The organism is Microbacterium resistens, from assembly GCF_031456305.1.
In the GTDB taxonomy this organism is placed as follows: domain Bacteria; phylum Actinomycetota; class Actinomycetes; order Actinomycetales; family Microbacteriaceae; genus Microbacterium; species Microbacterium resistens_A.
In genome coordinates this window covers 277,948-301,555 of the sequence record NZ_JAVDUM010000002.1, presented here as the reverse complement: position 1 = coordinate 301,555, position 23,608 = coordinate 277,948, and the positions used below count along the sequence as shown (strand labels likewise).

At 69.8% G+C, this 23,608-nt stretch carries 22 protein-coding genes and 1 tRNA gene; 18 read left to right on the top strand and 5 right to left on the bottom strand.

Annotation, left to right across the window (positions count from 1 at the left end):
* Positions 1-12: 12 nt before the first annotated feature.
* The gene (locus tag J2Y69_RS03510; RefSeq protein WP_310017585.1) at positions 13-690 is read right to left on the bottom strand and encodes a TetR/AcrR family transcriptional regulator; all 678 of its coding nucleotides are present in this window, start codon (positions 688-690) and stop codon (positions 13-15) included.
* 84 nt (positions 691-774) lie between these two features.
* Between J2Y69_RS03510 and J2Y69_RS03505 the strand changes: the two genes are divergently transcribed.
* The 4 genes from J2Y69_RS03505 (at position 775) to J2Y69_RS03490 (ending at position 3,117) form a co-directional block, all read left to right on the top strand.
* On the top strand, positions 775-1,464 hold the full coding sequence (locus tag J2Y69_RS03505; RefSeq protein ID WP_310017583.1) for an NAD(P)-dependent oxidoreductase: 690 nt from the start codon (positions 775-777) through the stop codon (positions 1,462-1,464).
* A gap of 175 nt (positions 1,465-1,639) precedes the next feature.
* Complete coding sequence (locus J2Y69_RS03500; protein WP_310017580.1) at positions 1,640-2,152, top strand: DUF805 domain-containing protein; 513 nt, start codon at positions 1,640-1,642, stop codon at positions 2,150-2,152.
* 44 nt (positions 2,153-2,196) lie between these two features.
* Entirely contained in the window at positions 2,197-2,661 is a 465-nt protein-coding gene (locus J2Y69_RS03495; RefSeq protein ID WP_310017578.1) for a hypothetical protein, read from the top strand.
* Between the two features lie 204 nt (positions 2,662-2,865).
* Complete coding sequence (locus J2Y69_RS03490; protein WP_310017576.1) at positions 2,866-3,117, top strand: hypothetical protein; 252 nt, start codon at positions 2,866-2,868, stop codon at positions 3,115-3,117.
* Between the two features lie 100 nt (positions 3,118-3,217).
* Here J2Y69_RS03490 and J2Y69_RS03485 read toward each other — a convergent pair.
* A tRNA-Val gene (locus tag J2Y69_RS03485) sits at positions 3,218-3,291 on the bottom strand.
* Positions 3,292-3,349: 58 nt separating this feature from the next.
* On the opposite strand from J2Y69_RS03485, the gene J2Y69_RS03480 reads away from it, so the two are divergent.
* From J2Y69_RS03480 to J2Y69_RS03450, 7 genes are all read left to right on the top strand, one after another.
* Positions 3,350-4,318, top strand: a complete 969-nt coding sequence (locus J2Y69_RS03480) for an isoprenylcysteine carboxylmethyltransferase family protein (protein WP_310017574.1) — start codon at positions 3,350-3,352, stop codon at positions 4,316-4,318.
* Between the two features lie 91 nt (positions 4,319-4,409).
* A complete protein-coding gene (gene aceE / locus J2Y69_RS03475) occupies positions 4,410-7,136 on the top strand; it encodes a pyruvate dehydrogenase (acetyl-transferring), homodimeric type (protein ID WP_310017572.1) in 2,727 nt (908 codons plus the stop codon).
* A gap of 28 nt (positions 7,137-7,164) precedes the next feature.
* Positions 7,165-8,361: a PucR family transcriptional regulator gene (locus J2Y69_RS03470; RefSeq protein WP_310017569.1), complete on the top strand. Its 1,197-nt coding sequence runs from the start codon at positions 7,165-7,167 to the stop codon at positions 8,359-8,361.
* Between the two features lie 105 nt (positions 8,362-8,466).
* Positions 8,467-9,387 (top strand): ACP S-malonyltransferase, encoded by a 921-nt coding sequence (locus J2Y69_RS03465; RefSeq protein WP_310017568.1) that lies wholly within the window; start codon positions 8,467-8,469, stop codon positions 9,385-9,387.
* Positions 9,384-10,382, top strand: coding sequence for a beta-ketoacyl-ACP synthase III (locus J2Y69_RS03460; RefSeq protein ID WP_310017566.1), 999 nt, complete (start codon positions 9,384-9,386; stop codon positions 10,380-10,382). The genes J2Y69_RS03465 and J2Y69_RS03460 overlap by 4 nt, the downstream gene beginning before the upstream one ends.
* A gap of 64 nt (positions 10,383-10,446) precedes the next feature.
* Positions 10,447-10,695, top strand: coding sequence for an acyl carrier protein (locus tag J2Y69_RS03455; RefSeq protein WP_310017565.1), 249 nt, complete (start codon positions 10,447-10,449; stop codon positions 10,693-10,695).
* 82 nt (positions 10,696-10,777) lie between these two features.
* Entirely contained in the window at positions 10,778-12,019 is a 1,242-nt protein-coding gene (locus tag J2Y69_RS03450; protein WP_310017562.1) for a beta-ketoacyl-[acyl-carrier-protein] synthase family protein, read from the top strand.
* A 160-nt stretch (positions 12,020-12,179) separates the two neighbouring features.
* Here the strand turns inward: J2Y69_RS03450 and J2Y69_RS03445 are convergent, their stop codons facing one another.
* Positions 12,180-12,683 carry a DUF3145 domain-containing protein gene (locus J2Y69_RS03445; protein WP_310017560.1) on the bottom strand — a complete coding sequence of 168 codons (504 nt, stop codon included), beginning with the start codon at positions 12,681-12,683 and terminating at the stop codon, positions 12,180-12,182.
* A gap of 203 nt (positions 12,684-12,886) precedes the next feature.
* On the bottom strand, positions 12,887-13,660 hold the full coding sequence (locus tag J2Y69_RS03440; RefSeq protein WP_310017769.1) for a hypothetical protein: 774 nt from the start codon (positions 13,658-13,660) through the stop codon (positions 12,887-12,889).
* Between the two features lie 208 nt (positions 13,661-13,868).
* Between J2Y69_RS03440 and J2Y69_RS03435 the strand changes: the two genes are divergently transcribed.
* From J2Y69_RS03435 to J2Y69_RS03405, 7 genes are all read left to right on the top strand, one after another.
* The gene (locus tag J2Y69_RS03435) at positions 13,869-15,869 is read left to right on the top strand and encodes a DUF262 domain-containing protein (RefSeq protein WP_310017557.1); all 2,001 of its coding nucleotides are present in this window, start codon (positions 13,869-13,871) and stop codon (positions 15,867-15,869) included.
* A complete protein-coding gene (locus J2Y69_RS03430; RefSeq protein ID WP_310017555.1) occupies positions 15,869-17,125 on the top strand; it encodes an alpha/beta fold hydrolase in 1,257 nt (418 codons plus the stop codon). Before J2Y69_RS03435 ends, J2Y69_RS03430 begins: the two co-directional genes overlap by 1 nt.
* A gap of 103 nt (positions 17,126-17,228) precedes the next feature.
* On the top strand, positions 17,229-17,870 hold the full coding sequence (locus J2Y69_RS03425; RefSeq protein ID WP_310017553.1) for a hypothetical protein: 642 nt from the start codon (positions 17,229-17,231) through the stop codon (positions 17,868-17,870).
* Positions 17,871-17,940: 70 nt separating this feature from the next.
* A complete protein-coding gene (locus tag J2Y69_RS03420) occupies positions 17,941-18,621 on the top strand; it encodes a TetR/AcrR family transcriptional regulator (protein WP_310017551.1) in 681 nt (226 codons plus the stop codon).
* Complete coding sequence (locus tag J2Y69_RS03415; protein ID WP_310017549.1) at positions 18,618-20,003, top strand: amidase; 1,386 nt, start codon at positions 18,618-18,620, stop codon at positions 20,001-20,003. Before J2Y69_RS03420 ends, J2Y69_RS03415 begins: the two co-directional genes overlap by 4 nt.
* Positions 20,000-20,977: an amidohydrolase family protein gene (locus J2Y69_RS03410; RefSeq protein WP_310017548.1), complete on the top strand. Its 978-nt coding sequence runs from the start codon at positions 20,000-20,002 to the stop codon at positions 20,975-20,977. The genes J2Y69_RS03415 and J2Y69_RS03410 overlap by 4 nt, the downstream gene beginning before the upstream one ends.
* On the top strand, positions 20,974-21,876 hold the full coding sequence (locus tag J2Y69_RS03405; RefSeq protein WP_310017546.1) for an NAD-dependent epimerase/dehydratase family protein: 903 nt from the start codon (positions 20,974-20,976) through the stop codon (positions 21,874-21,876). The genes J2Y69_RS03410 and J2Y69_RS03405 overlap by 4 nt, the downstream gene beginning before the upstream one ends.
* On the opposite strand, the gene J2Y69_RS03400 is transcribed toward J2Y69_RS03405, so the two are convergent.
* Positions 21,873-23,441 carry a helix-turn-helix transcriptional regulator gene (locus J2Y69_RS03400; protein ID WP_310017544.1) on the bottom strand — a complete coding sequence of 523 codons (1,569 nt, stop codon included), beginning with the start codon at positions 23,439-23,441 and terminating at the stop codon, positions 21,873-21,875. The two genes, J2Y69_RS03405 and J2Y69_RS03400, sit on opposite strands and share 4 nt — an antisense overlap.
* Positions 23,442-23,608 lie beyond the last annotated feature (167 nt).

The following is a 23,608-nucleotide window of genomic DNA, read 5'->3' as shown; positions in this document are numbered from 1 at the left end:
GGAAGCCCGCCGTCACACCGTCCGGCTCAGGAGGTCGAGCCCGTCGAGGATGAGGTCAAGCCCGAATCGGAACTCGTCGTCCAGCTCCTCCTCGCTGCTCGCAGCGCGCGCAGCCGCCACTTCCGCCAGGTGCGGGTACTCCCCCGTCGACAGGTCTTCGAGCACGCTCCGGGCAAGATCCTGGAGGCTCTCCGCCTCGCCCACCGGAAGGCTCCTCTCCTGGAGCGCGTATCCATAGACGTAGCTGTCGATCGCCGACACCGCATGCACCGCCATCGCCACCGTGAACCCCGCCGCGCGGAGAGTGCTCAGAACCGCGTCGTGGTGGCGGTAGGTCGCCGGCCCCGATCGCCGCCGCGAGTCGAGGAGCCCGATGGCCCAGGGATGACGTCGCAACGCTTCGTGCGCGGAGACGGCCCGCCCACGGATCGCCTCTCGCCACGAGAGATTCGGGTCGGGCAGTGCGATCTCCGCGAACACGGCGTCGACCATTCCGTCCAGGAGATCGTCCCGCCCTGTCACGTAGTTGTACAGCGACATCGCCTCGACGCTCAGCACCGCGGCGACGGCCCGCATCGTGACGCCGGTCAGGCCCGACTCGTCGGCGATGCCCACCGCCGCCCCGACGACGCGGGGCCGGCTCAACGGCTCACGCCGCGACGATCCGGCCGATGGGGTCGCTCTGCTCATCTGCCCGTTCCTCACGCTTGACTCCGCGAACGTCGCAAGCCTACGTTTACTTACACTGTAAGTAAACGGAAACGAGGAGAAGACATGGCCATCGAGCGGATCTGCATCATCGGCGCGTCGGGGAAGCTCGGCCAGCATCTGGTGGGACAGGCGTTGGATCGCGGATGGGAGGTCGTCGCCGTCTGCCGTGCACGGAGCGTCGACAAGCTCGCCCGTTACGCGGATCGGATCACGATCGTCCCCGGTGACACGAACGACCCGACGGTCATCCGTCGCGCAGTCGCCGGGTGCACCGGAGTGCTCACGGTCCTCGTCCCGTGGGGCGTCCACGGGTACTCCTCCGGGACGGCGCAGGCCGTGCTCGACCACGCCGACGCGGATGCGCGTCTCGTCTTCTCCTGCGGCTGGCACGTCCCCCGCGACGACCATGATCGCTACACCAGGGCGAACCGGATGTCGATGATCCTCATCTCCCGGATCGCACGCGCACTCCGGGTGATCGACGTTGAGGACCAGATCGAGGCCGCCCGCCGGATCTACGCCAGCGATCGCCGCTGGACCCTCGTCCGCGCGAGCGATCTGGAAGAGGGCGAGAGCGAAGGCCTGCCGGTGTGGACCGCCCATGTCGGCGATCCGGTCCTCGCGAGCAATCGCACCCGTCGCACCGATTTCGCGCTGTTCATGATCGAGGCGCTCACCGACGACGCGCTGCTTCAGCAGGCACCGGCGATCGTCGGCCGCCTGACGCCCAGCGCCCTCGCCCACCCGCGCTGAACATCAATGAACACCACGGATGCCCCGCCACTCCGGCCTCGATCTCGACTTTCGTCCGATTGCACGCGTAATAGGTCCGATCGCACGCGTAATAGACGGCTCCGCATCGGCTCTCTCGTAGAGATGCATCGCGATCGCGTGCGAACGCACGATCGCTCTCGATCGGAAAGCCCCCATGACGATTCCCCCACCCCTCGACCGATCGCCGGTGACGGCCCAGAGCCTGTCCCGCGCCGATGACGATCACCACCTCGGCCTGCCTTCCCACCCTCTGCCCGGGGCACGACCCGGGCAGGCGGTCTCCCGGTGCATCGAGAGATACGCCACGTTCACCGGCCGTGCGTCCCGCAGCGAGTTCTGGTGGATCGCACTCCTCCTGGTCCCTCTCGGTCTCGTGCCCGTAGCGCTCATCGGGGGCGGGCTCTTCCTGACGCTCGCCGAAGACGGTCTGCGCGTCGCCGACGCGCCCGACGCGGTGCCTCTGCTCTTCACCGGCGGTCTCCTCGCGCTGCTGATCTTCGGCGCCACCGCGCTCCCGTCGCTGGCTCTGGCCTGGAGACGCATGCACGATGCGGACATGCCGGGGCCGCTTGCCCTCCTGGGCCTCGTTCCCTTCATAGGGACAGTGGCCCTCGCCCTCCTCGCCCTGCGACCGTCCAGGACGAGCGGCGCCCGATTCGACCGATGACGCCCCAGCGGAATAGCCGGCGCGCGACGTCGGTTGGCCCGGTCATGGACGACTTCGCCCGCGAAGACAAGGATGTGCGGCCTCTCGGGAAGGACGCCGACGACTTCTGGCGGGACCAGACCAGCACCGAGGGAAAGCCGCCCCGCGTCATGATCCGGGTCTTCACGCCCCCGGGGACGCTGGAGGAACGGATCTCCTTCTACGAGGATCTCCAAGGCGTGGACGCGGATGTCTGGTTCCCGTTCCCCGATGCGCGGCTCCGTCTCGCGATGGTGGGCGCCTTCCTCATCATCGAGGGCGACGACGAGGCGCTGGCACCCTTCCGCTCGACCACCGGAACGCTTCTCGTCGACGATGTCCAGCCGTACTACGACAAGCTCGTCGCCGCGGGCGCCGAGATCATCTTCCCGTTGCAGCAGGTCCCCACCGGCGCGGGATTCAACGCCGTGCACCCCGACGGCACCGTCGTCGAGTACGTGCACCACCGCCCGACGCCCGACGGGCGCTAGGTCTCCGACGCATGCCGCACCCCGTTCTCGCGTAACGTCCGGGCCTGTTCACCGTCTCACGGACGTAGGCGACGCACACGGTCTGATCGCCTCCGTGCATCCGATGTTCTCTGACAGGGCTGGCCTGCCGAGCCATCCGGGTCTACGGTCGAACGCAGGAAACACGCCGTAGACCGGCGGAGACGCGACACGAATAGAGGCGGAGTGGATCTCGACGGATGGTGGTCAAAGCTGGATCCCTCGGACCTCGCCTATCTGACCGACGGAGCAGGACGAGGGATCCCCGCGGATGTCATGCGGCGGATCCTCGATGCCTATGAACCCGATCCCACCGACCTCTGGGACGCACTGGTCGACCCGAACAGCCCCGTCACGGCGCAGGATCTCTACGATGCCGCCGAGAGGGAGACGGAGGAGAGCGACGGCAAGGGAACAGGCCGGGACGACGCTGGATGACCCGGGCGAACCTGCATGACGATTCCCCGCCTGGCGGGAGAATCGGACGGGAGACACCCGCCGAGCGGGGAACCTCCCGCCGCATGGGACGACGCTGCGGTGGGCCCTGAGGGACTCGAACCCCCGACCCTCTGGGTGTAAACCAGATGCTCTAACCAACTGAGCTAAAGGCCCGCGATCGTCCAGTCTAGCGAGCACCGTCCCGGCATATGCGCGGCCTAGACTGACGATCATGGAGGGAGCCCGGCGACCGGCGACGCTGATCGAGAGGGCCACCCCGACCTGGGGACGCGTCTACTTCGCGCTCCAGGCGCTGGCCGGTGCCGCGTGGTGGATCGGCGTCTTCACCATCCCCGCAGTCCGGACGGCGACCCTCGGCACGCTCGATGCCCCGGTGATCGCCGCCCTGGACATCCCCCTGTTCGTCCTCGGATCGGCCCTGGTCGGCTTCGGTATCAGGGCCGCGGTCTGGGTTACCGTCCCGTGGACGATCCTCGTCGCCGCCGGCATGGCGCTGTACGCGACCCTTACGGGGACCGCCGGTTGGGGCGCCCTGCTGATGATCGCGGCCGCGATCGGCTCGGTGGGCGCAGGGGTCCTCGTCCTGGTCGGACGCGTCCCCTCGGAATGGCTTCTGGTCGGCCCCTTCCGCTTCCGGCCGGCCGGGCCGTCGCGCACACGGTCCCTGCTGTCCAGGACCGGCGCGCAGATCCTCGTGTTCTCCGGGCTGTTCCTCGTCCTGCTTCCCGCGATCATCCTGTTCCTGGAGCTCCGATGGGGACTGCACGTCAGCGTCCCGATCGGTGTGCGCATCGCCGGCGGCGGCCTCCTCATCGCCGCGTTCGCGCTCTCGATGTGGTCGGCCGCGTCGATGTCGGTCCAGGGCGAGGGCACGCCGCTGCCGTCCGCGATGCCCCGCCGTCTGGTGATCGCCGGGCCCTACCGCTACGTGCGGAACCCGATGGCGGTCGGCGGGATCGCACAGGGCATCGCGGTCGGAATGATCGCCGGATCCTGGCTGGTCGTCCTCTACGCGCTCGGCGGCTCCCTGCTCTGGAACACACTGGTCCGGCCGTTGGAGGAGGCCGATCTCGAGGAGCGGTTCGGATCCGAGTTCCGCGCCTACCGAGACCGGGTCTCCTGCTGGCTCCCCCGCCGTCCACAGTCCTCGCACCGGAACGCCGGAACAGGGATAGGCTGAGGTCGGCGCGCGCTGTGCGGAACCGACAAGGCTCCCCCGCGTGGCATCCCGTTTCCATGGCATGAACTGCCATACAGACGAAAGGCTCCACGTGACCGTTCACGATCAGGATCCGTACTCGCAGGGCCCGCTCGACAGCGACCCGGAAGAGACCGGCGAGTGGCAGCAGTCCCTGGACGAGCTGGTCGAGGCCAAGGGCCACGGGCGCGGCCGAGAGATCATGCTCAGCCTGCTCAAGCGCTCCAAGGAGCTCCACCTGGGTGTGCCGATGGTTCCCACCACGGACTACATCAACACCATCGCCCCGGAGAACGAGCCCGAGTTCCCCGGCGACGAGGAGATCGAGCGCCGCTACCGCGCCTGGATCCGCTGGAACGCCGCGATCACGGTCCACCGTGCGCAGCGCCCCGGCATCGGCGTCGGCGGCCACATCTCGACCTACGCCTCCTCCGCAGCGCTGTACGAGGTCGGCTTCAACCACTTCTTCCGCGCCGCGGACGCGGAGGGCGGCGCGGACCAGGTCTTCATCCAGGGCCACGCCTCCCCCGGCATCTACGCCCGTTCCTTCCTCGAGGGCCGTCTGACCGAGAAGAACCTCGACGGCTTCCGTCAGGAGCAGTCGCAGGCGCCGTTCGGGATCCCGTCCTACCCGCACCCCCGTCTGATGCCGGAGTACTGGCAGTTCCCGACCGTCTCGATGGGCCTCGGCCCGATCAACGCGATCTACCAGGCGATGTCGAACAAGTACATCGAGAACCGCGGCATCAAGGACACCTCGGGCTCGCATGTCTGGGCGTTCCTCGGCGACGGCGAGATGGACGAGATCGAGAGCCGCGGCCAGCTGCAGGTCGCCGCCAACGAGGGCCTGGACAACCTGACCTTCGTGATCAACTGCAACCTCCAGCGCCTCGACGGCCCGGTCCGCGGCAACGGCAAGATCATCCAGGAGCTGGAGTCGTACTTCCGCGGCGCCGGCTGGAACGTCATCAAGGTGATCTGGGGCCGCGAGTGGGACGACCTCCTCGCCCGCGACACCGACGGCGCGCTGCTGAACATCATGAACGTCACCCCGGACGGCGACTACCAGACGTACAAGGCCGAGTCCGGCGCGTACGTCCGCGAGCACTTCTTCGGGCGCGACGAGCGCGCGGCGGCCCTGGTCCAGGACTACTCGGACGAGCAGGTCTGGAACCTCAAGCGCGGTGGTCACGACTACCGGAAGGTCTACGCGGCGTTCAAGGCCGCCGTCGAGCACAAGGGCCAGCCCACGGTGATCCTCGCCAAGACCGTCAAGGGCTACGGCCTCGGTCCGCACTTCGAGGGGCGCAACGCGACGCACCAGATGAAGAAGATGACGCTGGAGAACCTCAAGACCTTCCGCGACGCGATGCACATCCCGATCGCCGACGCGCAGCTCGAGGAGAACCCCTACCTGCCCCCGTACTACAACCCGGGACCGCAGGACGAGACGATCCAGTACATGCTGGAGCGCCGGAAGAACCTCGGCGGATTCCTGCCCGAGCGACGCACGACCCACGTCGGCCTTTCCCTTCCGGACGACACCGCATACGCGCTCCCCAAGAAGGGGTCCGGCACGCAGGAGATCGCCACGACGATGGCCTTCGTGCGACTGCTCAAGGACCTGCTCCGCTCCAAGGACTTCGGGCACCGCATCGTCCCGATCATCCCCGACGAGGCGCGCACCTTCGGCATGGACGCCTACTTCCCGACGGCGAAGATCTACAACCCGAACGGCCAGCACTACACCTCGGTCGACCGGGAGCTGCTGCTCGCCTACAAGGAGAGCCCGCAGGGCCAGATCGTCCACGTCGGCATCAACGAGGCGGGCGCGCTCGCGGCCTTCACGGCCGCCGGGACCTCCTACGCGACGCACGGCGAGCCGCTCATCCCGATCTACATCTTCTACTCGATGTTCGGGTTCCAGCGCACCGGCGATGCCCAGTGGGCGGCGGGCGACCAGATGGCACGCGGCTTCATCATCGGAGCCACGGCCGGGCGCACGACGCTGACCGGCGAGGGCCTCCAGCACGCCGACGGGCACTCGCACCTCCTCGCAGCGACCAACCCGGCGACGGTCTCCTACGACCCCGCATACGGGTACGAGATCGCCCACATCGTCCGCTCGGGCCTGGATCGCATGTACGGCGGGCAGCACCCCGACCCGAACGTCATGTACTACGTCACCGTGTACAACGAGCCGCTGATCCAGCCGGCAGAGCCCGAGGGCGTCGATGTGGACGGCATCGTCCGCGGCATCCACCGGGTCTCCGAGGGCGTCGGCGACGGCCTTCGCACGCAGATCCTCGCCTCCGGTGTCGGTCTCCCCTGGGCCCACGAGGCGCAGCAGCTCCTCAAGGACGACTGGGGCATCGCCGCGGACGTCTGGTCGGTGACCTCCTGGACCGAGCTCCGTCGCGACGGACTGGCTGTCGACGAGCACAACTTCCTCCACCCCGAGGCAGAGCCGCGCGTCGCATACCTGACGGAGAAGCTGAAGGGCTCCGACGGCCCCGTCGTCGCCGTCAGCGACTTCATGAACGCCGTGCAGGACCAGATCCGCCCGTGGATCCCGCAGCGCTACTACACGCTCGGCGCCGACGGCTTCGGGTTCTCCGACACGCGCGCAGCGGCTCGCCGGTTCTTCAAGATCGACGGTCCGTCGATCGTCGTCCGGACGCTCCAGGCGCTGGCCGATGAGGGGAAGGTCGACCGCGCGCTCGTCGGCCAGGCGATCGAGAAGTACGCCTTGCACGACGTGAACTCCGGCACGAGCGGGAACGCGGGCGGGGAGAGCTGACCCGACCGTGCCCTCTTCGTCCCCATCGATGAGCAAGTCGGAGACGCTCACCTGGTTGCGCCGCATCTCCGGAGACCTCGCGACAGCGACCCTCCAGCGGCTCGATGACTCTCTGACCTGGTACGCCGACATGCCACCAGCCCGACGGTCCGCCGTCGGACTGGTGGCGCAGGCCGGCATCACCTCGTTCATCCAGTGGTACGACGACCCCACGTCCACCCCCTGGATCGCGGCGGACATCTTCGCCGCCGCGCCCCGGGAGCTGCTGCGGAGCGTGAGCCTCCAACAGACCCTGCAACTGATCCGGGTCACCGTGGAGATCACGGAGGAGCGTGTCGCGGGGAAGGGCGAGCACCTGCGCGAGGCGATCCTCCTCTACTCGCGCGAAGTGGCGTTCGCCGCCGCCGACGTCTATGCCCGCGCCGCCGAGGCGCGAGGCCTGTGGGACGCGCGGCTGGAGGCGCTGGTCGTCGACTCGATCCTGACCGGCGAGGCCGACGAGGAGCTCCCCAGCCGGATCGCCGCGCTCGGCTGGCACGGGCACGGCGAGGTCTGCGTGCTCGTCGGCACCACCCCGCAGCTGTTCGACATCGACCAGGTCCGTCGCACGGCGCGCAAGCTCTCCGTCGATGTGCTGGTGGGCGTGCAGGGCTCACGCCTCGTGCTGGTCATCGGGCGCGCACGGATCGGCAACCCGCAGGAGGACGAGGAGCAGGAGCTCAGCTTCACGGACATCGCCCGCGCTCTGGAGCCGTCGTTCGGACCGGGCTACGTCGTCCTCGGCCCCGAGGTCACGGCGCTCGTCGACGCCAGTCAGAGCGCGAGAGCGGCTCTCGCCGGATTCGCCGTCGCGAAGGCCTGGCGGAGCGCCCCGCGCCCCGTCGAGGCCGACGACCTGCTCCCGGAGCGCGCGATCGCCGGCGACCCCCTCGCCAAGCAGACGCTCCTCGACCGCATCTATCGGCCGCTGCAGGCGCATTCGACGGATCTCATCACGACCCTCTGGAGCTATCTGGACAACGGTCGTTCGCTGGAAGCGACCGCGCGCGAGCTCTTCGTCCACCCCAACACCGTGCGCTACCGCCTCAAGCGCGTCAGCGAGGTGATCGGCTGGGATGCGACCGGGCCGCGCGAGGCGTTCATCCTGCAGACCGCTCTCGTCCTGGGCTCGATCGGCACCACCGAGCCGATCCGTCGCAGGCCGAACCCCCGTCGCCCGCGCTGATCCGCGGTCGTCTCGACAGGCTGATGTGCGCCACTCACAACTGTTCTCTCGATTCTTGTGAGGAATGTGCCACCGGATTGCTCTGATCGTTGGCAGACTGGACAGGTGATCGTCGTCGCCTGCCCTGGACAGGGCTCCCAGACCCCCGGCTTCCTCGCCCCCTGGCTCGAGATCGAGGGTGTGGCCGAGACCCTCGCCGCCTACTCCGAGGCCGCCGGTGTCGATCTCGTCGCGCACGGCACGCTCTCGGACGCCGACACGATCCGCGACACGCGCATCGCGCAGCCCCTCATCGTCGCCGCGTCCCTGATCTCCGCCGACCTGCTCGCGCAGAGGGCCGGACGCCGCCCGGACGGCGTGGCCGGGCACTCGGTCGGCGAGCTCGGGGCCCTCGTCGGCGCCGGTGTTCTCGAGGCGGAGGACGCGATGCGGCTCGTCGGGATCCGCGGACGGGCGATGGCCGATGCGGCCGCGCAGACCCCGACCGGCATGAGCGCCGTCGTCGGCGGTGACCAGGACGCCGTCATCGCCCGGCTCTCGGAGCTCGGGCTGACCCCGGCGAACTACAACGGCGGCGGCCAGATCGTCGCGGCCGGCGCCCTCCCGGCTCTCGGTGCGCTCGCCGACGAGCCCCTGAAGGGGACCAGGGTCATCCCGCTCGCCGTCGCGGGGGCCTTCCACACCGCCTATATGGCAACGGCCGTCGATGCGCTCCGCGCCGCCGTCACCGATCTGACCCCCGCCGACCCCGACGTGACGCTGTGGACCAACAGGGACGGCTCGATCGTGACCGACGGCGCCACGGCACTGGAGCTGCTGGTGAACCAGGTCTCCTCCCCCGTCCGCTGGGACCTGTGCATGGCCTCGTTCGCGGAGAACGGCATCACCGGCCTCATCGAGCTGTCCCCCGCAGGCGCGCTCACCGGGCTCGCCAAGCGCGGACTGCGCGGCGTCCCCACGGTGGCGGTCAAGACCCCTGAAGACCTCGATGCGGCCGTGGCGCTGCTGAACGGAGCAGCAGCATGATCACGCTCGCACAGGCCTCCGGCCCCGCGTACACGCGGATCTACTCCTACGGCGCCGCCCGCGGCGAGAACGCCGTGCCGAACGACGATCTCGTCGAGGCGATCGACTCCAGCGACGAGTGGATCCGGCAGCGCACCGGCATCGTCACCCGGGCGCGCGCGCTCCCCGAGACCGACGCGATCGATCTCGCGGCCGCCGCCGCCGCGGAGGCCGTCGAGAAGTCCGGCATCCCGGCCTCCGAGATCGACCTCGTGATCATCGCGACGATCAGCAACCCCCGGCAGACGCCGTCGGTCGCCGCGATCGTCGCCGATCGGATCGGCGCCAACCCCGCCGCCGCCTACGACATGAACGCGGCCTGTGCCGGATACGCCTACGCGCTGACCCAGGCGGATGCGCTCATCCGCGCCGGTGCGGCGCACAACGCCGTCGTGGTCGGCGCCGAGAAGCTCTCGGACGTCGTGGACCCGACCGACCGGAGCATCTCCTTCCTCCTCGGCGACGGCGCGGGCGCCGTGGTCGTCGGACCGAGCGACACTCCCGGCATCGGCCCCGCCGTCTGGGGCTCGGACGGCTCGAAGGCCGACCTCATCTCGATGAACGCGACGCTCACCGACTTCCGCGATGGTCGCGCCGAGTGGCCGACGCTCCGTCAGCAGGGTCCGGCCGTGTTCCGCTGGGCCGTCTGGGAGATGGCGAAGGTCGCCCGTCAGGCGCTCGAGAAGGCGGGGGTCCAGGCCTCCGATCTCGCCGCCTTCATCCCGCATCAGGCCAACATGCGCATCATCGACGAGTTCGCCAAGCAGCTGGAGCTGCCCGAGAGCACCGTGATCGCGCGCGACATCGAGACGACCGGCAACACCTCGGCGGCATCGATCCCGCTCGCCACCCATCGCCTGCTGCAGGAGCACCCCGAGCTCAGCGGCGGGCTCGCGCTACAGATCGGGTTCGGCGCCGGACTGGTGTTCGGCGCGCAGGTCGTCGTCCTCCCCTGAGGACGCCTCGCCCTTCCCTAGACTGTTCTCCGGTTCCAGTACCACCCAAGAAAGAGGAAAAGCCATGGCTTTCACCAAAGACGAGGTTCTCACGGGCCTTGCTGAGCTCATCACCGACGAGACCGGCATCGACGCCTCCGAGGTCGCTCTGGAGAAGTCGTTCACCGACGACCTCGACATCGACTCGATCTCGATGATGACGATCGTCGTCAACGCCGAGGAGAAGTTCAGCGTGACGATCCCGGACGACGAGGTCAAGAACCTGAAGACCGTCGCCGACGCCGTCAACTTCATCGTCGCCGGCCAGGAGTGACCCCCGTGGATGCCACCCCCGCCCCGGCGGGGCGTGGCATCCTCCGATTCTGCCCCTCACCGACTCCCCGACAAGGAACCCCATGACCAAGCGCATCGTCGTCACCGGCGTCGGCGCCACCTCCGCCCTCGGCGGAACCGTGGCTGACAACTGGGCGAACCTGCTCGCCGGCGTCTCCGGTACGCGCACGCTCACCCACGACTGGGTCTCGACCTACCAGCTCCCGGTCACGTTCGCCGCCGAGGCGTCCGTGCGTCCCGAAGAGGTCCTCCCCCGCCACGAGGCCAAGCGCCTGGACCCCTCGGTCCAGTTCGCGCTGATCGCCGCTCGCGAGGCGTGGGCGGACGCCGGGGCCCCCGAGGTCGTCCCCGAGCGCCTCGGCATCGACTGGGCCACCGGCATCGGCGGCCTCTGGACCCTGCTGGACGCCTGGGACACGCTCCGCGAGAAGGGACCGCGGCGGGTCATGCCGCTCACGGTCCCGATGCTCATGCCGAACGCCGGCGCCGGGAACCTCTCGCTCCAGTTCGGCGCGAAGGCCTTCGCACGGTCCGTGGTCAGCGCCTGCGCATCCAGCACCGAGTCGATCGCGAACGCCTACGATCATCTGCAGGACGGCCTGGCCGACATCGTCATCGCCGGCGGCGCGGAGTCCGCGATCCACCCCATCACGATGGCCTCCTTCGCGTCCGCGCAGGCGCTCTCCCGCCGCAATGACGATCCCGAGCACGCCTCGCGTCCCGGCAGCATCGACCGTGACGGCTTCGTCATGGGCGAGGGGGGCGCGGCTCTCGTGCTGGAGACCGAGGAGCACGCCAAGGCCCGCGGCGCGCGGATCTACGCGGAGCTCGTCGGCGGCGGCGTGACGGCCGATTCCTACCACATCACGGGCAACGATCCCGAGGGACACGGGGCTGCACGCGCCGTCGAGCTCGCACTCGGCGTCGCCGGCGCGAGCCCCGACGAGGTGACCCACATCAACGCGCACGCCACGTCCACTCCGGTGGGGGACCCCAACGAGTACGTCGCTCTCAAGCAGATCTTCGGCGAGCGGATCACCGAGATCCCGGTGTCCGCCACCAAGGCGTCCACCGGGCATCTTCTCGGCGGGACGGGGGCGCTCGAAGCGGTGTTCACGGTCCTCGCGCTCCGCGATCGGGTGGCTCCACCGACGATCAACATCACCGAGCGCGACCCCGAGGTGCCGTTCCGGCTGTCCGGGGAGCCGCAGCCGCTCGGCGACGGCCCGCAGCTCGCGATCAGCAACTCGTTCGGATTCGGCGGGCACAACGCCGTCGTCGCGTTCAGGGACTATCAGGGCTGAGAGACCCCTCTCAAACCCTTGAGGCCCCCGGGATGTCCCGGGGGCCTCATTTCCTTTCGGGGCGACGATTCCCTTTCTCGGACGCCGGGTCCCTGCTCTCCGGCTCCCGGTAGTCGGGCCTCGCCCGCCCCTGGCTCGTGGGCTGTCGGCTCGGCGCCGATCAGCCGACCTTGTGCAGCCAGACGACCCGCGCGTCGTCGCTCGCGTGCCGGAACGGCTCCAGCTCCTCGTCCCAGGCGGCGCCGAGCGCGACGTCCAGCTCCCGCTGGAGCTCCGTCGCGCTTCCCGCCGCGATCTCCATCGCATAGCGGATGCGGTCCTCGCCGACGACGATGTTGCCCGCGACGTCGGTCTGCGCGTAGTGGATGCCGAGGCTGGGCGTGTGCAGCCAGCGACCGCCGTCGCTGCGCGGCGTCGGGTCCTCGGTCACCTCGAACCTCAGGTGCTCCCAGCCCCGGATCGCGGTCGCCAATGCAGCCCCGGTTCCTGCGGGACCGTCCCAGTAGAACTCCGCCCGGCGGGCACCGTCGAGGACGGGCTGATCCGTCCACTCGAAGCTGACGGCTCGCCCGATAGCGCGACCCACCGCCCACTCGAGGTGGGGGCAGAGCGCGCGCGGCGCGGAGTGGATGTACACCACCCCGCGTGCTTGTGCAGTCGCCATGTTCTCTCCGTTTCATCAGGTTCGTCTTCCCTTACGACCTGACGCGCGAAGCACGGCATTCCTATGCGGTTATGCGCCCATTCTCACCGATCCGCCGCGAAATCACAAGCGTGTAACTCTTCGGCCCGCCCAGCGACCCTCCGGCGCGCAGAGGGCCCCGGACGCAGCGTGCGTCCGGGGCCCTCGATGAGCGATGCGGCGGATCAGGCCTCGCTCATCGCCAGCTTCTCCTGCTGCCCCTTGGCCGCGTAGTACGCCGCGCGAGCAGCGTCCCGACGGGCCTGCTCGGCATAGCCGGCGTCGAGGATCTCCTGCGAGACCTCATAGTTCGGCACGTCCTGGGTGCCGTTGTACTTCTCGATGTAGGCGTCCAGCTCGGGACCCGAGGTCCACGAGGTGATCAGGCAGTAGCGCGGCTCCGTGCCGTTGTGGGTCGCGGCGTGCCACAGGCGCTGGGTGTCGACGATCAGCTGCGCGCCGGCCGGCAGCGCGATGCGGTACTCGACACTCGGGTCGGTCCGGTTCTCGCGGAGAACGAAGTAGCTGTCCTTGTCGTCGGTGAGGTTGAAGAAGCCGCGAACGACCCAGCCGGTGCCGTCGGGGTTCAAGCGGTTGTTGTCGTCCTGGTGCAGGTTGTACAGGCAGTCGCCGTACGCGGTCGGCTGCAGCTCGATGATCCGGCAGCGGCCGACGTTCGCACCCGGCTCCTGCGCACGACGCGTCAGGTTCGGCGCCTTCGAGGTCTGCTCGTCGATCCAGACGCCGTCCTTGTCGGTGCGGGGCGGCTCGTGGTTCCAGAAGCCGTTGCACTCGATCTCACCCTTGGCGGAGGCCAGCGGCGCGAACCGCGTCTCACCCGAGGACTTCCAGTCGACGTACTCGATGTCGAGCCATTCCTTGGGGTCGAGCTCCTGGTTGTAGCTGTCCAGGACGACGAATCCCTTGTCTTCCAGCGCGGCGGACTTGATGTATCCCATGATCTGAGTCATGTCCTCTCATAAGGGGCCAGCACGTTTTAACAGGCCCTTCTTAGGACAGCCTAACAGCGGCCTCCTCCCGCTCCCCATAAGGGGTGGCCGTGAATATCCCCGTACACTGAGGTTGTCGCCGCAGCCGCTGGTCCGCATGACTCGGACCCCGCTCCGGAGACACAGGAGACGAACGTTCCGGAGGCGACAGAGCAGCATGGGCACGGCCACAAACGTCGAGGCGACCGCAGTCAACACGATCGAGTGGCTCTCCGCTCCGGGAACGGCCATCGTCGTCCCTGTCTACCAACGCCAGTACCGCTGGGACATCGGCGGCTGCGAACAGCTGCTCAACGACGTGCGCGCCGTGGCCGGCGAGGACGACGCCCATCGGCACTTCATCGGGTCGATCCTCTCCGCACAGGACGACGCCGGTTCCGGCGCGGACCTGATCCTCATCGACGGGCAGCAGCGGATCACCACCCTGATGCTGCTGGTCGCCGCCCTCCACCACGCGATCCGCGATGTCGACCCCGGCATGGCCGCCGAGCTCGAGCGGGTGCTCGTCCGGGCCGACGACACCGCGCGCACCAAGCTGCGCCCGCACCACGCCTGGGCCGATCTCTTCGAGTCCGTCGTCCTCGACCGGCGCGGGACCGATGATCGCGAGTCCCGCTTCGATGACAACTACGCCTTCTTCCGCAGTCAGGTGCAGGCGGAGGAGGCACCGAGCATCTGGCGGGGGCTGCAGAAGCTCGAGCACGTGTCGATCACCCTCGGCGCCGAGGCGAACGCGCAGCAGATCTTCGAGAGCCTGAACTCCACCGGCGAGCCGCTGCGCGACCACGAGCTCATCCACAACTACGTGCTCATGGGACTCTCGCACGCCGAGCAGCTCGACGTCGAGGAGTCGTACTGGCTGCCGATCGAGCGCAACACCGGCGAGACGATCGGCGCCTTCTGGCGGCACTACCTGATCATGACCACCGGTCGCGAGGTCGCCGTCGCCGGGGAGCACGGCGTGTACAGCGCTTTCCGGCAGGGCTTCCCCCGCCTCAGCCTCGACGAGCTGCGCGCCCAGGCCCAGGTGTGGCGGGAGTTCTCGGACATCTACCGCGTCCTGCTCGATCCCGCGCAGGAGACGGATCCGGACATCCGGCGTCAGCTCGGATACGTCAACACCTTCGGGCGCGCCACCTACCCGCTCGTGATGAGCGCGTACCGGGACTACTCCCTGGGGAGCATCGGGAAGGACGCCCTCCTCGCAACGCTCGAGGACGTCCAGTCCCTCCTCCTGCGCCGGACCGTCGTCGGCGTGCCGACCGATCGGCTCATCGCGCGCCTCTGCCGCGCCCGCGCGGAGGGACCGGAGCGCCTGCTTCGCGCGATCGCGCGGATCACCCCCTCCGACGAGCGCATCAGGGTGGCGCTGAAGTACGGTGAGCTCCCCCACGCCGCCTATGTCCTCGGGCGCATCGAAGACGTCGAGGACGCCGCAGCCCACGACGTCGAGCACATCGTCCCCCTCGCTCCGCACGACGGCTGGTCGGGAGACGGCAGGCGCCCGTGGAGCGAGTACACGGAGGACGAGCAGAACAGCCACCGTGCCCTCGCCACGACCCTCGGCAACCTGACGCTGCTCGAGCAGCCCCTCGCCGAGCGGGTCTTCGGCGCATCCTTCCCCGACAAGCGCGACGCGTACGCGCGCAGTCGCATCGCCGCGACCCGGGCGCTCGCCGACCGCGAGACATGGGGCACAGCAGCGGTCTCGGAGCGCACCTCGCAGCTCACGGACGCGTTCATCGCGGTCTGGAAGCGCCCCGCGGTCACCGAGATCGACGACGACGGGCTGACCCCGATCCTGGACGCGGTCCGGCGTCGCGGCTGGCCGCAGGGCTGGGACCGCGAGTTCGAGTACGTCGAGTACCGCGGCGAGCACTGGGAGGTGTACGACGTCAAATACCTGTTCAACCGCGTCTTCCGTCGCGGATGGACAGACACCCGCGACGCCGTGCTCGCCTACAGCGCCCGCCGCGGCGGGCCGATCTACGACGAGAAGGCCTGGAACGGGCAGTGGGACGAGCTCGATGAGCACCATTTCCTCTACATGGGCTGGGACTCGAAGTACATGATGGGCGCCGTCCAGGGGCTGCTCGAGGAATCGGGCCTGGCCGCCGAGGTCTTCGTGAAGTACTCCTACATAGGGAACGTGATGTGATGACGACCGCGACCACCCGCACCCGCCGCATGCAGGACCTCACCGTCGACGAGCACACTCTCACGGTGCCGCTCGTCTGGTCCGATCCGTCCGACCCGCGCACCATCGACGTGTTCGCCGCGGTCGTCACCCGGGAGGGCGGCGAGGATCTGCCCTACCTCGTCTTCCTCCAGGGCGGACCGGGGCATGAGGCCCCTCGACCGTTCCACTCCCCCTCGGGCCCCGTCTGGCTCGACGCGGCGCTCGCGCACTATCGGGTCGTGATGCTCGATCAGCGCGGGACCGGCCTCTCCACTCCGATCGGGGATGCCGACCTCGCTCAGGGCGCGACCGCCGTCGCCGAGTACCTGACGCATCTCCGCGCCGACGCCATCGTGCGCGATGCCGAGGCACTGCGCGAGCACCTCGGCGTGCCCCGCTGGAACCTGCTGGGGCAGTCCTTCGGCGGGTTCACGACCCTCGCCTACCTCACCGCTTTCCCGGATTCCCTCGACCACGCATTCATCACCGGCGGGCTCAGCACCGTCGACCGCTCTCCGGACGAGGTCTACGCGCTCTGCTACGACAAGATGCGCGAGGCCTCAGAGCGGTACTACCGCCGTTTCCCGGAGCACCGCGACCGGATGCGGCGCCTGGCGGATCTCGCCGCCGCGGGGCGGATCGTGCTTCCCGACGGCGAGGTGGTCTCGCCGTCACGGCTCCGCTCCGTCGGCTCGGCGCTGGGGACGGACGACGGGTGGCAGACCGTCTGGTCCCTGCTCGAACGCGACCCGGGATCGAATGCGTTCCGCCATGATCTGATGCACGCGATGCCCTTCGACGGCCGCAATCCGCTCTACTTCGTGTTCCACGAGTCCAGCTATGCCAGCGGACATGCGACGCGATGGTCCGCCGAGCGGGTCGAGCCGGCCGACTTCGTCGAGGACGTCTCCCTCTTCACCGGTGAGCACATCCGCCGGGAATGGACCGAGACCGTTCCGGCGTTCCGGCCCTGGCGCGAGGTCGCTCTGGAACTGGCCGAGTTCGTCTGGCCGCGGATCTACGACGCCGAGGCGATCGCCGCGTCCGGGGCTCGGGGAGCGGCGGCCGTGTACGTCAACGACGTCTACGTCCCGCTGGAGTTCTCCCTGGAGACCGCCCGGCTGATGCCGGAGCTGAAGCTCTGGGTCACCAGCGAGCACGAGCACAACGGCCTGCGCTCCGGGCCCGTGCTGGAACGGCTGATCGCCCTCGCCCAGGACCGCCGCGTCCGCTGAGCCCACCGGCACGCGCCTCCTCTTAGACTGGCGGGGACGGCGCACCCGGCGATCCGTCGATGAGCGAACGGTCCTTCCGAGACGAGGACGAGGTGCATGCCGTATGAGCCGTCCGGAGGCGAGTCTCCCCGAAGAGGAGCAGGGGCGTGCGATCGCCGCCTTCGACGGCGCGGTGGACCAGCTCGGCGAGGACGCGGCCTTCCTGTCGTTGGAGGGGCGCCCGCAGGCGGCGCGCTATCTCGCCCACGCCCACGCCGTCCTCGTCGAGGTGCGGATGGGGATGCACCGGCTCCAGGCCTCCGCCGACGAGCCCGGGTTCCGTCGGCGCGCGAGTCGCCGGATGCGCACGCTGGCCGCGGACATCGCACAGGCCGGCATCCGTGACGCCCGGAGCGTCCAGGAGACCGCCAGGAGGCTCGCCGCGGCTCCGCCCCCGCAGACCGGGGATCGTCCGAGCGGATGGGGCGATGCCCTCCGCACCCGGACCGCGAGGGCGACGGCCTGGAGCGTCGAGCGGTGGACCGGGTCGCCCCTCCCGCTCTCGTCGCTGCAGAGCCCGCGGGCCGTGGAGACGGCGGACAGCACCGCCGAGCTGGTGCGACGCCGCGAAGAGCAGCGGCTGCGCCGAGCGACGCGTCCTCGACGGGCGACCCTCGTCACCGGCATCGTGATCGCCGGCACGGGAACACTCGCTCTCGCGGGCTACGGAGGCTGGACCCTCCTCACCCTCCTGTTCGGCGGCTGAGCCGATCCGTCCGTCCGAAAAGGATCCGGAACGGCGGGAATAGAAACTTTACTCATGAGTTAAGAACTTCATGAGCAACTCACCATCGATCGAACGAGGCCTCCTCGAGGAATGCGGCCTTCCCCGGATCGACGGCGTCCCCGCCCGCTCGGCAGGACGGCTGGAAGCCGTTCGCGCCGCGGCCGTCGCGGAGTTCCAGCGGCACGGGTACCTCGGTGGATCCGTCGACGAGATCGCCCGAGTCTCGGGGGTCTCGAAACCCACGATCTACGCCTACGCCGAGAGCAAGGAACGCCTCTTCCTCGACGCTGTGGGCAACGCCCTGATCTCCGCATACGCCGGTCTTCCCGAAGTCCCCGAGTGGCACGACGCAGCCTCCGCCACGGCCTCGCTCCGCGTCTTCCTCCTCGCCTGGGCGGATCGGCTCCTGTCCCCGGGAACGATCTCGCTGCGCCGGACGGTCATCGGCGAGGCGGAACGGTTCCCGCAGCTGGCCCTGCTCTGGGCACGAACCAACGCGGTGTACGGCGACCGCCCCCTGGACATCGCCCTCTCGGCGATGGCCGACGACGGGCTGCTCACCCTCCCGGCGAATGACCTCCCCCTCCGCCAGCTCGTCGCGATGGGCGTCGGCGCCTCGCAGTTGGTCGCCACCTTCCGCCCGGACGAGTTCGACGCCGCCGAACTGCCCGACGTGGTCGCCGGGGCCGTGTCGGTCTTCTGGTCCGCCTACCGAAAGGATGCACGATGAACCTCTCCGAGTACGCCTCCCTCGACGCGACCGCGTTGTCCGAGGCGGTCGCCCGCGGCGAGACGACGACAGAGGAGCTGCAGTCCCTCGCCGCCACCGCCGCCGCTGCCGTCGATCCGGAGCTCAATGCGATCATCGAGCTCTGGCCGGACCCCGAGCCTCCCCTCGGCTCGGCACCGTTCGCCGGGGTTCCGATGCTCCTCAAGGACATGGGTGCCCCGATCCCGGGGCGGAGGATCGAGCTCGGCTCCCGGCTCACCGCCGGCCTCGTGGCCGATCACCGGGCGGACCTCGCCGATCGCTTCCGGAGCGCCGGTCTCGTCGCGATCGGCCGGACCACGATCCCGGAGTTCGCCGCAGCCGTGGTCACGGAGTCCTCGGCCACCGGCGCCACGCGCAATCCCTACGCGTCGGGGCGCTCCGCCGGCGGTTCCAGCGGTGGGAGCGCCGCGGCCGTCGCCGCCGGGGTGGTGCCGATCGCCCATGCGACCGATGCCGCCGGGTCCATCCGGGTCCCCGCCGCCTTCACCGGGCTGGTCGGACTCAAGCCGACGAGGGGCGCCGTGTCCTGGTCACCGGATCCCGAGCCGGTCGAGGGACTCGCCGTCCCGTTCGCCCTCACCCGCTCCGTCCGCGACGCGCGAGCGCTCTTCGATGCGATGACGGATGCTCCCGGCGTGCCGGAGAGGCCGGGGCCTCTGCGGGTGCTGGTGACCGACGGCGCGCTCGGCGCCCGCAGCGCCTCCCCCTCCGCGCTCCGTGCCCTCGCCGATGTCTCCGAGGCGCTCCGCGACGCCGGACACTCCGTGAACGTCAAGGACATCGACCTGGGTGTCCCGTGGGACCGGTACGCCCAGGCGCTCTCGGCTGTCTGGGCCTCATCCACCGCGGAGTGGATCGACGCCCTCGCGGCGGTCCTCGGCCGTGATCCGCGCGAGCACCTGGAGCCGCAGACCCTCGCCCTCCTCCTCTACGGCCGCGGTCTGACGGTCGAGGAGATGACCGCCGCACGCGACACCCTCGGCCAGGTCGGCACCTCGATCGGACGGATACACGAACAGGTCGATCTGATCCTGTCGCCGACCACGCTCGCTCCCGCCCCGCTCATCGGGGAGTTCGCCGCCGGCGCGGCGGACGAGGACGGAGAGGCCTGGCTCCGGCGCTCGCTCGAGGCCGCCCCGCTCGCGGCCCCGGTCAATGCCACCGGCACACCGGCGGTCAGCGTGCCGGCCGGCCTCGACCCGGAGACCGGCATCCCCGTGGGCGTCCAGCTCTGGGGCCCGGCCGCCTCCGATCGGATGCTCCTCGACGTCGCCGCCGAGATCGAGGAGCGACTCCCCTGGGGCTCCCGCCGCCCTGCGATCTGGGCGGGGGACCGATGATGGGCGACCTCGTCGTCGACATCCACGCGCACCTGTGGAGCGTGGCGTATCTGGATCTCCTCGCCGCAGCCGGTGTGACCGACCTGGAGATGTACCGGCACCTCGCCGCCTCGGACAGCCAGGAGGACCTCGACACCCGCTTCGCGCTCATGGACATGGCGGGGATCGACGTCCAGGTGCTCTCCGCCACACCTCTCGTCCCCCATCTCGAGGACCGAGAGGCCGCGATCGCCACCGCCGCCCACGTCAACGACGAGTATGCGAGCCTCGTCGACCGGTTTCCCACCCGACTGCGCGCCTTCCTCTCCCTGCCGCTCCCCCATGTCGCCGACGCCGTCGCCGCGCTCGATCGGCTCGACGACGAACGCTTCGTCGGAGTGGCGCTCACCACCGACATCCTCGGAACGCCGCTCACCGACCCGCGGTTCGACGACCTCTTCGCGGCGCTGGACCGGCGCGGCGCGGTCGTTCTGGTCCATCCGGTCGGCGCCGACGCCCGGTCGCCGCTGATCGCAGCACGCCCGATGCGCTGGGCCGTCGGCGCGCCGATCGAGGACACGATCGCCATGGCCGACCTGCTCCTCGCCGGACACCTCTCGCGCTTCCCGGAGGTACGGATCGTCAGCACCCACCTCGGCGGTGCGCTTCCGATGCTGCTCCCGAGGATGCAGGCCCAGCAGCCCTGGGAGGCGCCGGACGCCCCGGAGTCCCCCCTGACCGCCGCCCGTCGAGCGTGGTTCGACACGGTCACCCACGTGAACCCGGCTGCGCTGCGCGCAGCGTCCGACGTCCTCGGCAGCGACCATCTGCTGCTGGGGACCGACTACCCGTTCCAGGCGCAGGACGAGCTCCCGGCGGACGTCGCGCTCCTCGACACGGTCCTCGCCCCTGCCGCCGCCGTGGCGGTACGCTCCCGGAACGCGACCTCACTGTTCTCAAGAACCCCATGGATCATCACTGGAGGTGCGGCATGAGCCTGCACATCGTCCTCGGCGGGAACGGCGCCATCGGGCGCGAGACCGTCCACGCATTGCACGAGGCCCAGCTGGACGTCGTGTCCGTCGGACGTCGTCCACCCGCCACGGACTCCGGTTCGTTCCGCCAGGCCGACCTTCTCGACGCCGACCAGACCCTCCGCGCGGTCTCGGGCGCGGAGACCGTCTACCTCACCGCGGGCCTGCCGTACTCCTCCCGCATCTGGGCGAGGGACTGGCCGGTCATCGTGCGGAACGCCGCGGACGCGGCCGCGCGCAGCGGGGCACGTCTGGTCTACTTCGACAACGTCTACGCCTACGGGCTCGTCAACGGCCCGATGACCGAGGAGACCCCGCTCCGACCGGTCAGCAGGAAGGGGCGCGTGCGCGCCGACGTCCGCGAGTCCCTGGCCTCGTTCCCGGACGTCGTCACTGCCGTCGCCGCCGACTTCTACGGGCCCCGCGCCTCGACGAGCGTCTTCAACCGCTTCGCCGTCGATGCGATCCGTCGTGGGCGACGAGGAGGCTGGCTCTTCAACGCCGATCTCCCCCACTCGATGACGTTCACCCCGGACATCGGCCGGGCCCTGGCCGTGCTCGGCACGACCGTCGATCTGCCGAGGCGGACCTGGCACCTTCCGACGGCCCCGCCGCTGCGCGGCTCCGACTACGTCGAGCTCGCCGGCGGTGCGCACGGGCGCACCCGAGTGATCACCCGTGGCCAGCTCCGGCTGGCAGGGCTCGTGAACACGGACGCACGGGACACCCTGGAGATGGGGTACCAGTACGAGAGCCCTTACCTGTTCGACTCCTCAGCGTTCGAGGACCGCTTCGCCATCGAGCCGACGTCCTACGCCGAGGGGATCGCGCAGACGGTCAGGGCCGCGAGCGGAGCCTAGATCCGGCCGGGGGCGGATGCACGCCGAAGGGTGCGCGAGACGAGCTCGACACGGTTGCGCACGCCGAGCTTCCGCAGGAGCCCGCTGATGTGGACCTCGACGGTGCGCGGAGAGATCCCGAGGAGTGCTCCGACCTCCCGGTTCTTGCGCCCGTCCAGCAGCAGCTCGAGGATCTGACGCTGCCGGGCGCTGAGACGCGGCTCGGGAGCGCCCTGCGGCGATGCCGGATCGGCGGCGTCCGTGGCACCCTCCCATCGCGCGGCGATCGACGACCACGGCGCGACGCGGGGCACCTCGAGATGCAGGAGAGGACGAGCGGAGAGGACAGCGCCCGGAAGCGTTCCGATGGAGTCGTCTCGTCCGATGTCCATCCGCCGGATCAGTCCGATGATCGCCTCCGCGGCGGCGCCACGGACCGCCTGTGCCAGCGGAAGCCGGCCGATGCCGGCGCGGAGCGTCGAGGCGGCTCCCTCGTCGTCGCCTCGGCGCGCCTGCGTCGCGATGTGCTGACCATGCACGAACGCCTCGATGAGCGGGGAGAGCGGACCAGGGCTCAGGCGCCACGGCCACTCCGGACGCGACCGGATCGACGCGAGGTAGACCCCGGCCTGGACGGCGTCGGCCTCGACGGGGTCGCGGTCCCAGAGCTCCGGCACACGGCTCGCCGCATCCATCGTCCAGGCGTCGCTCATCCCGACGGCCGCAGCCTTCACCGCCTGAACATAGGTCATCGAGCGCATCGAGGACTCCGCCGACCCCTCGGCGGCGTTCAGCCGCTGCACGCTCTTCCGCAGCGTCGCCGCCAGCGGCCCCTGAACCGCCCCTCCGTGCACCGAAGCCTGCTCCAGCAGCTCATCGGCCTCGTCGAGACAGCCTGAGGCGAACGCCGCACGCCCGGCGATCAGCAGCGCGGCAGCGTGGGCATCTCCCGTGGTCTGCTCGGCGATCCGCCCAGCGACCGTGTAGGCGCCGCGCAGGTCGCCGCAGACGAGCAGCCGATCCGCGAGGCCGAGAAGCGCGCCGGCCACAGGGGCGTTCTTCGCCTCCCCCACCAGGGCGTGCCAGGCCGCGGCCCTCGGGTCCGAGCACTCCGCGGCCGCCCGCGCGAGCGAGCGGTGCACCTCTCGCCCCTGCGCGGCGTCGAGGCCGTGCACGAGGATCGCCCGAAGACGCTCATCGGCGAACCGGAACCGCCCGTCCTCCAGGATCAGGACGTCGGCGACCTCGTCCCGCAAGACGGTGGAGATGTCCACCGCAGCGGCGGTGAGGAGGATGTCCACGCGATCGAGCACCGCGTGCGCCGCCGTGATCAGCAGCCGGCGCGATGCCGGCGCGAGCGCATCCACAACCGGCGCAAGGATCTCTCGGATCGAGGCCGGCACGGGGAGCGGGTCCGGCAGCATCGCCATGCCCGCGAGCTGTGCTCCGGAGAGCGACGCCGCCACGTCGTGGGCCGCTGCGGCATCGTGACGCGCGAACCGGGTCAGGCGCGCGGCGACGACCGGATCGGTACGGTGCTCCGTCGTCATCGCGAACGTGCGCAACGCCACCTCGAGCTCTTCCACGCCCCACCCCCTCTTCCGCATCGAATCCGCCAAACGATGCCCTTTCCGACACGTTAGGGCTACGGCTTTGACACGCCACTGCGCATTGTGAACGCTCGGTCCCAGCGACTTCACAGAAAAAGTGCACATCAGCAAGCTTGCACTCGCTGTAATGTTGCAGAGCTGCA